Annotated in this window: 12 protein-coding genes; 10 read left to right on the top strand and 2 right to left on the bottom strand. The window is 41.6% G+C overall.

The features are described 5' to 3' along the window. The first annotated feature begins 177 nt into the window (after window positions 1-177). The 3 genes from NSP_RS00525 to NSP_RS00535 all read left to right on the top strand — a co-directional run bounded on the left by NSP_RS00525 (window position 178) and on the right by NSP_RS00535 (window position 3,242). Window positions 178-2,337, top strand: coding sequence for a Tex family protein (locus tag NSP_RS00525; RefSeq protein WP_006194333.1), 2,160 nt, complete (start codon window positions 178-180; stop codon window positions 2,335-2,337). 245 nt (window positions 2,338-2,582) lie between these two features. Next, window positions 2,583-2,984, top strand: a complete 402-nt coding sequence (locus tag NSP_RS00530; protein ID WP_006194332.1) for a phage holin family protein — start codon at window positions 2,583-2,585, stop codon at window positions 2,982-2,984. Window positions 2,985-3,050: 66 nt separating this feature from the next. Continuing rightward, window positions 3,051-3,242 (top strand): YqaE/Pmp3 family membrane protein, encoded by a 192-nt coding sequence (locus NSP_RS00535; protein ID WP_006194330.1) that lies wholly within the window; start codon window positions 3,051-3,053, stop codon window positions 3,240-3,242. A gap of 97 nt (window positions 3,243-3,339) precedes the next feature. On the opposite strand, the gene NSP_RS00540 is transcribed toward NSP_RS00535, so the two are convergent. Next, window positions 3,340-4,140, bottom strand: a complete 801-nt coding sequence (locus NSP_RS00540) for a hypothetical protein (RefSeq protein ID WP_006194329.1) — start codon at window positions 4,138-4,140, stop codon at window positions 3,340-3,342. Window positions 4,141-4,434: 294 nt separating this feature from the next. Here NSP_RS00540 and NSP_RS00545 point away from each other — a divergent pair, with 294 nt between their 5' ends. The 5 genes from NSP_RS00545 to psb34 all read left to right on the top strand — a co-directional run bounded on the left by NSP_RS00545 (window position 4,435) and on the right by psb34 (window position 10,379). Beyond that, entirely contained in the window at window positions 4,435-4,659 is a 225-nt protein-coding gene (locus tag NSP_RS00545; RefSeq protein ID WP_006194328.1) for a hypothetical protein, read from the top strand. 156 nt (window positions 4,660-4,815) lie between these two features. Beyond that, the gene (gene leuS, locus NSP_RS00550) at window positions 4,816-7,437 is read left to right on the top strand and encodes a leucine--tRNA ligase (RefSeq protein ID WP_006194327.1); all 2,622 of its coding nucleotides are present in this window, start codon (window positions 4,816-4,818) and stop codon (window positions 7,435-7,437) included. 560 nt (window positions 7,438-7,997) lie between these two features. Then, window positions 7,998-8,252: a DUF4212 domain-containing protein gene (locus tag NSP_RS00555; protein WP_006194326.1), complete on the top strand. Its 255-nt coding sequence runs from the start codon at window positions 7,998-8,000 to the stop codon at window positions 8,250-8,252. Window positions 8,253-8,261: 9 nt separating this feature from the next. Next, window positions 8,262-9,929, top strand: coding sequence for a sodium:solute symporter family protein (locus tag NSP_RS00560; RefSeq protein WP_006194325.1), 1,668 nt, complete (start codon window positions 8,262-8,264; stop codon window positions 9,927-9,929). A gap of 300 nt (window positions 9,930-10,229) precedes the next feature. Continuing rightward, window positions 10,230-10,379: a photosystem II assembly protein Psb34 gene (psb34, locus tag NSP_RS24945; RefSeq protein ID WP_231859581.1), complete on the top strand. Its 150-nt coding sequence runs from the start codon at window positions 10,230-10,232 to the stop codon at window positions 10,377-10,379. A 403-nt stretch (window positions 10,380-10,782) separates the two neighbouring features. Here psb34 and uvrB read toward each other — a convergent pair whose 3' ends face one another. Next, on the bottom strand, window positions 10,783-12,780 hold the full coding sequence (uvrB, locus tag NSP_RS00565; protein WP_006194323.1) for an excinuclease ABC subunit UvrB: 1,998 nt from the start codon (window positions 12,778-12,780) through the stop codon (window positions 10,783-10,785). A 332-nt stretch (window positions 12,781-13,112) separates the two neighbouring features. Between uvrB and NSP_RS00570 the strand changes: the two genes are divergently transcribed. Together NSP_RS00570 and NSP_RS00575 are read left to right on the top strand one after the other, a co-directional pair. Further along, complete coding sequence (locus NSP_RS00570) at window positions 13,113-13,490, top strand: hypothetical protein (RefSeq protein WP_006194322.1); 378 nt, start codon at window positions 13,113-13,115, stop codon at window positions 13,488-13,490. 183 nt (window positions 13,491-13,673) lie between these two features. After that, on the top strand, window positions 13,674-13,856 hold the full coding sequence (locus NSP_RS00575; protein ID WP_006194321.1) for a CsbD family protein: 183 nt from the start codon (window positions 13,674-13,676) through the stop codon (window positions 13,854-13,856). Window positions 13,857-13,945: the final 89 nt, after the last annotated feature.

Here is a 13,945-nt window from a genome sequence, read left to right on the forward strand (position 1 = left end):
TGTTTTGATAATTGTTGTTTATTATACAACTAAGTAGATTTTATGCAAAATCCTTGTGGTCAATTAACCGTCTAGATTACGCAAAAACCCGGTAACTAAGTTAATGCTGGCTGCTATTACTGAGTGGACGATCTAGCATATTACATTTAGAAGGAACTTTTTTAAATTAAACACCCGATGCTCAACATTCCTCAACTACTGGCGACTGAATTAAACCTCAAACCTCATCAAATCGAAAACGCGTTAGAACTTTTAGCAGAAGGTGCGACAGTTCCCTTTATTGCACGTTACCGCAAAGAGCGCACCGGGGAAATGAATGAAGTCCAATTGCGGGACTTGTTTGAGCGATATGCTTATTTAACCGAATTAGCAGCTAGAAAATCGGTAATTTTAAATGCGATCGCTGAACAAGGTAAACTCACAGATGAACTCAAAGCCAAAATTACCGCCTGTTTACAAAAAACCGAACTGGAAGATTTATATCTCCCCTATCGACCAAAACGCCGCACCCGCGCCACTATAGCTAGAGAAAAAGGTTTGGAACCTTTAGCGGAGTTCATCAAGTCGCTCAATGTCCCAAATGCTGCAACAGCCTCACTAGAAGAAGCCGCAGGAAAATATGTTTCTGAGACTCAGGGAGTTAAAACAGCACAAGAAGCGCTCAAAGGTGCTGGGGATATTTTAGCAGAAGAAGTAGCAGAAAAAGCCGAATTGCGTGCATATCTGCGTGATTACTTCCTAGCTGAGGGGGTATTTGTCTCTGATATCAAAAAGGATCATCCCGAAGGTACAACCAAGTTTGAGATGTACCGCAACTATCAAATTCGGGTGAGAAATATTGCACCTCATAATCTGCTCGCCTTGTGTCGCGGTGAAGCAGAGGGAGTGTTAAACTATGAAATTGCTTTTGATGAAGATTTGGTACTTGATTATCTGGAATCAAAGGAAATTAAGGCGAAAGTTCGGATAATTCGCGATTTTTATCAGGCGATGCTCAAAGACGCATTCAATCGCCTTATGAAAGCTTCCATTATCGGTGAGGTAATTTCTCAAAAGAAAACCTATGCTGATATGGAGTCGATTAAAACCTTTGAAGCAAATCTGCGAGAATTACTCTTATCTGCACCAGCAGGAATGAAACCGACATTAGCTATAGACCCAGGGTTTAGAACTGGGTGTAAAGTTGCGGTACTCGACCAAACCGGACAATTTTTAGAATACCAAGCGGTTTTTCCCCATCAAGCGGCTGAACAACGCGCCAAAGCTGCACAAACTATGATAAATTTGATTGAAAAATATCAGATTTCCTTAATTGCTATTGGTAACGGTACAGCTTCCCGTGAGACAGATGAGTTTGTCGCCGAGGTATTACAAACTATCGATCGCAAACCGGTTAAAGTCATGGTAAATGAGTCTGGCGCATCGATATATTCTGCGAGTAAAGTGGCTTTAGAAGAGTTTCCCCATTTAGATATTACCGTGCGTGGTGCAATTAGTATCGGTCGCCGTTTGCAAGATCCTCTGGCGGAACTGGTGAAAATTGACCCGAAATCTATCGGTGTGGGACAATATCAGCATGACGTGGATCAAAAGTTGCTGAAAAAGAAACTAGATGAGACTGTAGAAAGTTGCGTGAATTACGTCGGTGTGGACTTAAACACGGCTTCTAAGGAACTTTTGACCTTTGTTTCGGGAATTACGGCTACGGTGGCTAATAACATTGTTGCTTATCGGAATGAGCATGGAGTTTTTCAGAACCGCCGACAATTGTTAAAAGTGGCTAAATTGGGACCAAAGGCGTTTGAACAAGCGGCGGGTTTTCTGCGAATTCGTGACGGTGATAACCCTTTAGATAATACAGCAGTGCATCCCGAAAGTTATGCTCTCGTGCAGGCGATCGCAGCTGATTTAGATGTATCCTTAAATCAAGTCACCGAAATAGCCGAAAAACTTAAAAAAACCAACCTGAAAAAATACGTCACTGATAGCATAGGCGAACCCACACTGCGCGACATTATCAGCGAATTAGACAAACCAGGAAGAGACCCCCGTGCAGAATTTAAATATGCCACATTTAGAGAGGGAATCAAAGAAATTAGCGATTTAGAAGTGGGAATGGAATTAGAAGGAATTGTCACAAACGTAGCTAACTTTGGTGCATTTGTAGATATTGGCGTACATCAAGATGGTTTAGTACATATATCCCAACTAGCTGATAGATTCGTAGATGATCCTCAAAAAATCGTCAAAGTCGGACAAGTTGTAAAAATCCGAGTGTTAGAAATTAACGAAAAATTGAAACGGATTAGTTTATCAATAAAAGCCGTAAAACAATAACAGAACCTTTCTATTCACACATACTGTCTTCTCTCCCTCTGTGTTCTCTGCGCCTCTGTGGTTCGTTAAATCTCCCCTCCTCGCTTGCGGGGAGGGGCTGGGGGTGGGGTCTAACAGACTGTAAACAATCAGCCAAATGGTAGAAGTTCAATCTATCTTTAAAGAGATGTAAAACCTGAGTAATTATTCAACAATAGTAAAAGATTCCTCAAGAATCTATCTGTTATTTTTAGTAGGTGAACACAATGTGGGCAACATTTTTAACTGCCATAGCTACAGCGTTGAGCTTGTTAATTGTCGATTTAGTTGTACCTGGTGTCAACATTGCTAATTTTCCAGCAGCTATGATTGCGGCTTTAGTAATTGGTTTGATTAACGGTTCAGTTAAACCAGTCCTTTCTACTCTATCTTTACCACTTAACTTCCTGACATTAGGGGCATTTTCGCTAGTAGTTAACGGTTTTTGTTTCTGGTTAGCAGCAGTGCTGGTTCCTGGGTTCGCAGTTCGTGGACTTATCGCATTTATCCTCGGTCCAGTGATTCTATCTCTTGCTAGCACCTTCATTAACAAATATTTTGCCGAAAGAAATCCTGCTTTAAAAAGCAGTGGCGATGTCAATACTCCAGGGGAATTACCCTCTAGATAATTATTATTAGCTGAATATCGTAATTCAGCCTTCTCTCAAAAACGTAATTCAACAAATAAATCCATCATGAAAATAGTTCGTTTACTTTTAGGTTTAGTTTTACCTCCTCTAGGTGTCTTTCTCACAGTCGGCGCTGGTCCAACTTTGTTGATTAACATTTTACTGACGCTTCTCGGTTGGCTTCCCGGTAGCATCCACGCAGTTTGGGTTATTGCTAAACACGAAGAACAAATGAATGGAGAGAGACGTAGTTACTAAACTAAAATGAGGTGGGGATTAACCCCCCTATTTTTTGGCTGATAAATCTGTAAACATCTGTATTTGCAATACCCTCATGGATATTGCAAAAACCAGCCTACTTCTTAGTAAGTTGCTCATGTTTATCAGCAGGTTCTTTATCTTTGAACATATCAGCCGTTGATAGCAGCAATTCCCGTAGAGTTTGTTTAATTTTACGCTCTTTTTTAGCTAAAGCCGAACCAGCTTCACCTAGTTTATCTTCTAGTTGCGATCGCTTCTCGTCTACTTGTGTAGCAACAGCTTCAGCTTTTGGACGTGCTTGATCATACCAGTGTTTTGCCTCATCGATATAATCCTTCACTTCACCATCCCGTCCGCCGTAACGCGCCGCCAAATTCGCTCTGACAATGGATAATTGCGCTTGTAATTGAGCGTAACGTTTCTTTAACAAAGAGACTTCTTCACTATCCCGAATAGCATTAATCGCCGATGCAATGGCATTTTTAGTATCCTCAGTTTTGTCCTTGCCAGTTTCTTCAATTTCTGCTAAAATACCATCAACTTCTTGCTGAATTTGTTCCTCTTCATTATCAAGTTGAGCTTGCAGCTTTTTCACTTCCGCTTGAGTTTTCGCAATAGATTCATGTCTTTTACTGTTAACACCTTCCAACGCCCCTTCAATGGAAGCTGTCACCTCTTCTCTGATTTCCGCACCTTTACCTTGCAAGTTTTCAACTACAGCAGAAACCGCATCTTTTACCAGATAACGAATATCACTAGAACCTGCTTTCAACTCCGAACCTAACTGAGAAACAGCAGACTTAACAATTTCGCGAATGCGCTCAGTTCTTAACTGTCCGGTTTCTTTAACCTGCTGTAAATCAGTTTGAATTTGTTCTTTAATGTTGTTAGGCATTTTGCAGCTTTCCTATTTAGCTAAGTGGATAAAATTTTTCAGACATTATCTTTCATCTACATTATGATGGAGGGCTTGAAAAATAGACACTTCCTTTAGATAGAAAAGCGCGATAATTAACTATTACAGCAGATGACTTATTTAAGAGGAATAAGGATTTGAGAGGGCTTTTGCGTAATTCCTGTTTGACTGAGCTTTAAACTCCGAACTAAAGTCTCTTATCTGTTCCCTGTTCCCCTTTTTTGTAACCTTTGTGAGATAATCAGTATTAATAGCTAGTAAATCAGATAAATTATGTGGCGGGTTAATGTGACTTGTTCCGGTGATGCTTGGAAACAACACGGTGCTAACTTCAAATCGATGTCAGACCAGTATCAAGGCGAGTGTATTTCTTCTAAGAAAATGCCAGATGGCACGCGGATCATGGGATATAAAATAGAAGATGTCAGTGATGCTGAAGCTTTTCAAGAAGAATGTGCAAACTTGGCTGGATTTACAGCCGACTTTGAAGCTTTGTAACTTAGCTGTCACATTAGTATCAAGAGTTATTAACTGGGATAATTCACCGGGTTTGAACCTACCCACAGGAAATCTTATTTTTGATCAACTCAATACAGTATCTAGCATCTACAATATGTAAGCAGACACGATTACAGTCCCGTAGGAGAATTTTTGGTGGATTCCCGATATAACCCCGCAGACATTGAGGAAAAATGGCAACAAACATGGGCAGAACTTGGCTTAGATAAGACACCTGCAAATAGTCACAAGCCGAAATTCTACGCTCTTTCCATGTTCCCCTATCCATCGGGCAGCCTCCACATGGGTCACGTCCGTAATTATACAATTACCGATGTGATTGCACGACTCAAGCGAATGCAAGGGTATAAAGTGCTGCATCCAATGGGTTGGGATGCCTTTGGTTTACCAGCAGAAAACGCCGCCATTGACCGAGGAGTTCCCCCAGCCAAGTGGACTTATCAAAATATTGCCCAAATGCGGCAGCAATTACAGCGTCTGGGTTTGGCTATCGACTGGGAAACCGAACTTGCCACTTGTTCCCCAGATTATTATAAATGGACACAATGGATTTTTTTGCAATTCTGGCAAGCCGGATTAGCTTATCAAAAAGAAGCCGCAGTCAACTGGGACCCCATCGACCAAACTGTCATCGCCAACGAACAAGTTGATAACGAAGGACGTTCTTGGCGCAGTGGGGCAAAAGTTGAGCGCAAACTATTACGGCAGTGGTTTTTAAAGATTACCGACTACGCCGAAGAATTACTGAATGATTTAGATAAATTAACAGGTTGGCCGGAACGGGTCAAATTAATGCAAGCTAATTGGATTGGTAAATCCACAGGCGCTTATTTAGAATTTCCTGTAGTGGGGATGGATGAAAAAATCGCTGTTTACACCACCCGCCCAGATACGATTTATGGTGTCAGCTATTTGGTATTAGCACCAGAACATCCTTTAACCCAAGTTGTCACCACCCCAGAACAAAAAACAGCCGTAGCAGCCTTTATTCAAGAAGTTTCTCAGCAAAGCGAATTAGAACGTACAGCCGAAGACAAACCCAAGCGCGGTATCCCCACCGGTGGTAAAGTTTTTAACCCCTTTACAGGCGAAGAAGTACCCATCTGGATTGCCGATTATGTACTGTATGAATATGGTACGGGTGCAGTCATGGGTGTACCGGCTCATGATGTGCGAGATTTTAAATTTGCCCGTGTTTATAATTTACCTATTGAATTTGTGATTGCGTCCCCCGAAGATGTAGCTGATTTTGACTTAACACCAACATCAGAAACAGAAGAAATCACAAAACTGATTAAAATTGAATATAACGAAGCATATACAGAACCAGGAATTTTAATTAATTCTGGGTCTTTTACAGGCATGAATTCCCCAGATGCCAAAGCCGCAATCATTAAATATGCTGAAGAACAAAATTTTGGTAAACTGCGAATTCAGTACCGCTTGCGAGATTGGTTAATTTCCCGACAACGGTATTGGGGCGCACCTATTCCAGTAATTCACTGCCCAAATTGTGGCATAGTTCCAGTCCCAGATGAAGATTTGCCAGTTAAGTTACCCGAAGAAGTGGAATTAACTGGACGTGGTGGTTCACCTTTGACTCAGTTAGAAAGCTGGGTAAATGTCCCTTGTCCCACTTGCGGCACTCCAGCGAAGCGAGAAACCGATACAATGGACACCTTCATTGATTCCTCGTGGTATTTCTTGCGCTATCCTGATGCACAAAATGAACAACAGGTATTCGACCCCGCCAAAACTAATGACTGGATGCCTGTAGACCAGTATGTGGGTGGCATTGAACACGCCATTTTACATTTATTATATTCCAGATTCTTTACTAAGGTACTGCGCGACAGAGGCTTATTAAACTTTGATGAACCCTTTCAACGCCTGTTAACTCAAGGTATGGTACAGGGTTTAACTTACATGAATCCGAATAAGGGCGGTAAAGATAAATGGGTTCCCTCTAATTTGGTGAATGCAGCCGACCCCCGCGACCCGCAGACAGGGGAACCATTGCAACGCCTGTATGCCACCATGTCTAAATCTAAGGGTAATGGTGTAGCACCAGAAGACGTAATTAGTAAGTATGGTGTTGATACTGCGCGGATGTTTATTTTGTTCAAAGCACCCCCAGAAAAAGACCTAGAATGGGATGAAGCGGATGTCGAAGGGCAATTTCGCTTTTTAAATCGGGTGTGGCGCTTGGTGACAGATTATGCTACGGCTGGAGTATCACGTAAGAAAGCCCAACTCTCTGATTTAAGTAAGCCAGAAAAGGAATTACGGCGAGCAATTCACACAGCTATTCAAGCTGTCACCGAAGATTTAGAAGATGAATATCAATTCAATACCGCCGTTTCTGAATTGATGAAGTTAAGTAATGCTTTAACTGATGCTGACTGCAAAAATTCACCAATTTATGCTGAAGGTATTCAGACTTTAGTGATAATGTTAGCGCCTTTTGCCCCACACATTGCTGATGAATTGTGGCAGTCATTGGGTAATACTAATTCTATCCACACTCAAACTTGGCCATCTTTTGACCCGGCGGCTTTGGTAGCTGACGAAATTACTTTGATAATTCAGATTAACGGCAAAAAGCGTGCTGATATTGAAGTTCCTGCACAAGCTGATAAAGCAGAGTTGGAGAAGTACGCCCGTGAGTCGGAATTAGTTCAACGTTACATTGAAGGGAAGGAAATTAAAAAGGTGATTGTAGTTCCTGGAAGGTTGGTGAATTTTGTAGTTGTTTAAGGATAAGTAAGTCGGCGAAAAAATTTAACGTAGGGTGTGTTATGCCGTAGGCTAACGCACCTTTAATTACTGGTATTCTTGGTTAGGAAGGGAATAGGAATTGTAGTTATCAAGGAAACCGTTGTTTCTTGATGATAAAATCTTCAAATAGTTAAAAAGTAATTAAGCATGAAGGTTCCAGTCCCAGAGGATAAGGCACGAAAGATAGCCAGTAAAGAGCATAATATTTTTATGATGCAGATGTTCTGTAATCCAAGCAAAGCTTCAATTGTGGGAATTTTTCCTTCCTCCTTCCTTCTGCCCTCTACCGTCTGCCTCCTGCATTGCCCCAACCAAGATCACCAAAAGTTGCCAAGAACCATAAACTGATCATAAAAGTGAGACACCGAAAGGTTTTTACCCTACGGACCACGGACCACTCCCCAGCTATATAAGCGGTAATTTTTGCTACTATAAATGTAAAAAATTTTACTAAAACTTTAAAAAACTACACAATAAGTTAGACAGGATAAGAGCCAGAAATGTTGATATTATTAATGATGCACTTACTATAAACAAAAATGGATGAAGATCAGCGTCGTTCTTACTGGCGTGCTAATACTGCTTTAATTCGTAATCTTTTAATTGTCTGGGCGCTGGTTTCTATAGTTTTCAGTATTTTGCTGGTTCAACCATTGAACGGGATACGTTTTTTCGGCGTACCCTTTGGCTTTTGGATGGCACAGCAAGGATCAATTCTGGTATTTGTAGCTTTAATTTTCATTTATGCCTTTCAAATGGACAAGTTAGACCGCAAACATAATATCAAGAAGTGAGGGAAACCTGTGTCAGTTGAAATTTGGACTATTTTATTGGTTGGACTCTCCTTCCTTGGCTACATTTATATTGGTTGGCAATCACGAGTCAAAGATAGTAAAGACTTTTTTATCGCCGGACAGGGGATACCCTCAATTGCTAATGGTGCGGCGACGGCGGCTGACTGGATGTCAGCCGCTTCGTTTATTTCAATGGCGGGGCTGATTTCTTTTTTGGGGTATGACGGTTCTATTTATCTGATGGGTTGGACTGGTGGCTATGTGCTGTTGGCCTTGCTGTTGGCTCCTTACCTGCGGAAATTTGGTAAATATACAGTGCCGGATTTTGTGGGCGATCGCTATTATTCAAATATTGCTCGTTTAGTGGCAGTAATTGCAGCTATTTTCGTCTCCCTCACTTATGTTGCTGGGCAAATGCGGGGCGTGGGCATTGTTTTCAGCCGTTTCCTCCAAGTTGACATCAATACGGGTGTGATCATCGGTATGGTGATTGTCGGCTTTTTTGCTGTGTTAGGAGGGATGAAAGGTATTACCTGGACACAGGTAGCACAGTATGTTGTGTTAATTGTTGCTTATTTAATTCCGGCAATTGCGATCGCCTGGCGGCTCACAGGTAATCCTATTCCCCAATTAGCATTTACCTTCAGCGATGTTGCCGACCAACTCAATCAAATCCAAGTTGATTTAGGGTTTCAGGAATATACCCAGCCATTTGTCAACAAGTCCATGCTTGATGTGCTGTTTACAACTGTGGCCTTAATGGTCGGAACTGCTGGCTTACCCCATATTATTGTTCGGTTTTACACAGTCCCAAGTGTCAGGGCTGCCCGTTTCTCTGCTGGTTGGGCATTGTTATTTATTGCCATTCTTTATACTACCGCTCCGGCGCTCGCCATGTTCGCCCGCTATAACCTGATCAATTCTCTGCATAATCAGACCGTTGCAGAAGTGCAGCAGCTTGACTGGGCGACTAAGTGGGAAAAAACTGGACTGCTAGGCTTTGAGGACAAAAATCAAGATGGTCGTCTCCAGTTAACCCCCAATAAAGACACCAACGAAATTACAATTGATCGGGATATCATCGTCCTTTCTACCCCAGAAGTAGCTAAACTAGCTCCTTGGGTAGTTGGCTTAGTAGCAGCAGGTGGATTAGCCGCAGCTTTGTCTACAGCATCAGGTTTATTGCTGGTAATTTCCAGTTCTGTCGCCCACGATATTTATTATCGCATCATCGATCCCACCGCCTCAGAACAAAAACGGGTGTTTTTCGGGCGGATTATGGTGGGTTTGTCCCTAGTTCTTGCCGGCTATTTTGGAGTAAATCCACCGGGATTTGTGAGTGAAGTAGTGGCTTTTGCTTTTGGTTTAGCTGCTGCTAGCTTCTTCCCGGTAATTTTCTTGGGGATTTTCGACAAGCGCAGTAATTCTGAAGGGGCGATATCTGGGATGCTGGTTGGTTTAATTTTTACCATCATCTACATTATTGCCGTTAAGTTTGGGGGTATGCAGCCTTGGTTTTTTGGGGTTTCTCCAGAAGGAATTGGCACCTTAGGTATGTTAATTAATTTTGTAGTGACCTTTGTAGTTTCTCGCCTGACTCCACCCCCTCCCCCTCAAATTCAAGCAATGGTGGAAGACCTCCGCACCCCACTGATTGAAGAATCGGTGCATTCGTAACGCTTCCCAATACTACTCGGTTTGTGCAAATTCGTGAGCCGAAAACCCTTGTAGAGACGTTACATGGAACCTCTATACATTTGGATGACGAATCCCTAGTATTTTCTGGTAACATATTAAATGTCTTGACCACCAATGCCGTAAGCGAAAACCAAGCTGTCTAGGTAAGTGTTGCAAGAGAAAGATTTGGGTCTTGGAAGGACTCCTGCCCAGAGAGGGAATGTCAGACCAAAAAAACTATGGAGTTTTTGAGGCTGTTACCGATGAATTGGGAAGCTCAGACTCCAGCCGCAGGCAAGTCTGAGTAGTTCACATAACTACGCCAACGAACCCAAAATGTATTACGCTAACCAGCCCAACCAAGAGCAGCAACGCCAATATTCTGTACAGGGTGTATTAGCTACATTAATTGTCACCACTGTAATTTTGGTTGCATTGAGCGTTAGCTAATATTTGTAGATTTCGCTATCGGTGTTTCTGCTATATAAAACCTAGACAAAACTAGACTTTACTTTCTACTTCAACGGGAGCATGGGAGCAGTTATCCCTCAGTAGACTTTCACGCCTTAGCCAGACGCGATTGTGTTCCAATTAAGTTTCTGAAAAAGACTACCACCATCATTGCTTGGTTTTCGCGTCGGCAATAGTCTCAATTCAATACTTGATATCACCGTATTATATATCAAGTAGTTGATTTTTTCCTAAAATATATATTGATTTTTGTCAATATAAGTATAGTTTTGTCTATGAAATTGTCAACTTAGGACTTGCTCATCGTCATTTGGACTTCTCCTTTCAACCTCGGTTAGTTTCGCCGGGGTTTTTTGCTGACTGGAGATGGGCGAGGGCTTGATTAACGCCCTAGCATTTTATCGCGCAGATGCTTGATGCGATCGCGTAATTTTCCCGCCTCTTCAAATTCCAATTTCTTAGCTGCATCTTTCATCTGTGCTTCTAACTTCCCAATCAACCCTGGAATTTCTTCTAAAGGCAGTTCATCTATATGTTCATCAACCACTTTTAAATCAGTCGCATTTAATCGCCGGGAAACATCTAAAAAAGATAAAATTGCATTACTCGATCTCTTAATAATCGGTTGCGGTGTAATTCCATGCGTCCGATTATAAGCCATCTGAATTCCCCGCCTTCTATCTGTTTCATCAATGGCTTTAATCATGCTGCCTGTCATATTATCAGCATACATAATTGCTTGTCCTCTGATGTGCCGTGCTGCTCTCCCAATAGTTTGAATTAAAGAACGCTCGGCGCGTAAAAAGCCTTCTTTATCTGCATCCATAATTGCCACTAAGGAAACTTCTGGTAAGTCTAAGCCTTCCCGTAACAAGTTCACACCCACCAAAACATCAAATTTACCCGCACGTAAATCTTGCAAAATCTCGATGCGTTCAATGGAATTAATCTCTGAATGCAAATAACGGACTTTTATATTATGGTCTTGCAGATACTCCGTCAAATCTTCCGCCATGCGCTTCGTTAATGTGGTAATTAACACTCGCTCTTGAAGGTCAACTCTGTCTTTAATTTCGCCTAATAAATCATCAATTTGTCCTTCTGTGGGACGCACGGAAATTTCTGGATCAATTACCCCAGTCGGTCGAATTATTTGGTCAGCAATATGACCTTCAGATATTTCTAATTCCCAATCTCCTGGTGTAGCGGAAACAAAAATGCACTGATTTACTTTTTGCCAAAATTCTTCTGCTTTTAACGGTCTGTTATCAGCAGCACTGGGAAGTCGAAATCCATGATCAATTAAAACTTTTTTTCTGGCTTGGTCGCCGTTATACATACCGCGAATTTGGGGTACTGTAACGTGAGATTCATCGATAACTAACAGCCAATCTTTGGGAAAATAATCAATTAAACACTCTGGGGGTGCGCCGGCTTGTCTTCCTGCTAAGTGGCGAGAATAGTTTTCTACGCCGTTACAGAAACCAACTTCGCGCAACATTTCCAAATCATAGCGTGTCCGTTGGTCGATGCGTTGTGCTTCTAATAATTTTCCCGCTTGTTCTAGTTCGGCTTGTTGCTGCTTTAATTCGGCTGCAATTTCATCACAAGCTATCTCTAAGCGTTCTTGTGGGGTGACAAAGTGACGCGCTGGGTAAACGTTTACAGCTTCCAAACTGCGGATAATTTCCCCTGTCACGGGGTCGATATAACGAATCGCGTCTATTTCATCGCCAAAGAATTCTACACGAATAATTCGGTCTTCGTAGGCGGGACCAATTTCTAAGACATCACCCCGGACGCGAAAACGTCCCCGACCCATTTCTATGTCGTTGCGGCTATACTGTACTGATGCCAAATCTCGTAAAATTTGACGTTGGTTGACTTCCATCCCGATTTGGAAAGGGATGGCGGCTTTGAGGTATTCTGAGGGAATCCCCAAGCCGTAGATACAGCTAATGGAAGCCACTACAATTACATCACGGCGTTCAAAGAGCGATCGCGTCGCTGAATGCCGTAACATATCTATTTCATCATTAATCGAAGATGTTTTTTCAATATAAGTATCACTAACCGGAATATAGGCTTCTGGCTGATAGTAATCGTAGTAGCTGACAAAATACTCAACTGCGTTATGAGGAAAGAATTCTCGCAATTCGTTACACAGTTGGGCTGCTAAAGTTTTATTATGGGCTAGTACCAAAGTCGGTCTACCCACTTTTTCAATGACTGCGGCAATGGAAAATGTCTTACCGGTTCCCGTCGCGCCGAGTAAAGTTTGGTAACGATTGCCAGATTGGATACTGCTGGTTAGTTGTGCGATCGCTTGTGGTTGGTCGCCTGTGGGAATAAAGGGAGCTTGAAGACAAAATCCTGTCATACAGTTGTTTTCAATCTGTTGAAAATACCATATCTCATGGTAACGATACTGTTGCGCCCCTGCTGAACTTAGTTAATCAAACTAATAAATAGCAATATTTTTTTACAAAAATTTACAATTTAAATTTACTTATGTATCAGTTTTAAAGATACTTATATATTTACAAGCTTTTTTCAGGTTACACTCATTATGCGTGGGAAAAAAAATCATTTTTCCTTAATTATTGTAAAATTCAGTTAATAAACCAGAGGTATCCTTTTATGAGTGTTAGCAGCACTGGTTAAGAAATCGATCCTCGACAACAGGATACCAAGCTAAAGGGAGAAAATACAGTGGAAGTTGAAAATAAGCAGGATAATAATTTGGATACAGATAAAGTCGAAAACGGCTCTGAGCAAGGGAAACTGTCCGTTGCTGGAGTTCGTCCCATAGGTAGCAGTGGGCTACAAATTGCTGGGACAGTCCAAATTTCTGGAATCCGCCCTATTGGTGTCAGCACTTTGGTAGTAGCTGATACAGTTAATATTATGGGAATTCGCCCCATCGGCGCTCATACATTTGAAATTGTTGACACGATGAACTTATCTGGTATTCGTCCCATTGGTTCCAGTACACTAGCAATTTCTGATAGTTATTCCTCCTTCGGGAACCGTCCAACAGCACCCAATGAGACTGATGAGTCAGGAATTATGATGGGTTTTCTCGATTAGTCATAAAAATAGTATAACTACGATCACCCGGTTACATAACATAACCGGGTTTTTTATGAAATAAAATATTTAACTTGCTTTAATAATCAGTCTTTTTATATAGATAACTAATGTACCTTATGGCCGAAGAGGGTAATGCAAAATTTAACTACAGTATAAAGGTAAGAAGAATAGGAGTGCAACATGAGCATAGAAGATCGCGCCAAAGCCACAGCGAAAAATATCGAAGGTAAAGCTCAAGAAGCACTGGGAAATGTTACCGGAGATCCAGAAGATAAGGCTGAAGGTAAAGCAAAACAAGCCGAAAGTCAACTGCGTCACGGTGTAGAAGACATCAAAGATAAAGCGAAAGAAAAGCTAAATTAGAAATTTGATTCTTTGCAAAATCTTGAGAAATATTAACTGGGTTTAATCTGATTCTGCCAAGGTCATAACTGTTTAAAAATCTTGGCTAT

Origin of the sequence: Nodularia spumigena CCY9414 (genome assembly GCF_000340565.2) — a bacterium.
GTDB classification, from domain to species: Bacteria; Cyanobacteriota; Cyanobacteriia; order Cyanobacteriales; family Nostocaceae; genus Nodularia; species Nodularia spumigena.

Bases quoted from the DNA above. Each gene is read 5' to 3' on its own strand.
- NSP_RS00525 (WP_006194333.1), top strand. From the start codon at position 178: ATGCTCAACATTCCTCAACTACTGGCGACTGAATTAAACCTCAAACCT.
- NSP_RS00530 (WP_006194332.1), top strand. From the start codon at position 2,583: ATGTGGGCAACATTTTTAACTGCCATAGCTACAGCGTTGAGCTTGTTA.
- NSP_RS00535 (WP_006194330.1), top strand. From the start codon at position 3,051: ATGAAAATAGTTCGTTTACTTTTAGGTTTAGTTTTACCTCCTCTAGGT.
- NSP_RS00540 (WP_006194329.1), bottom strand. From the start codon at position 4,140: ATGCCTAACAACATTAAAGAACAAATTCAAACTGATTTACAGCAGGTT.
- NSP_RS00545 (WP_006194328.1), top strand. From the start codon at position 4,435: ATGTGGCGGGTTAATGTGACTTGTTCCGGTGATGCTTGGAAACAACAC.
- NSP_RS00555 (WP_006194326.1), top strand. From the start codon at position 7,998: ATGGATGAAGATCAGCGTCGTTCTTACTGGCGTGCTAATACTGCTTTA.
- uvrB (WP_006194323.1), bottom strand. From the start codon at position 12,780: ATGACAGGATTTTGTCTTCAAGCTCCCTTTATTCCCACAGGCGACCAA.
- NSP_RS00575 (WP_006194321.1), top strand. From the start codon at position 13,674: ATGAGCATAGAAGATCGCGCCAAAGCCACAGCGAAAAATATCGAAGGT.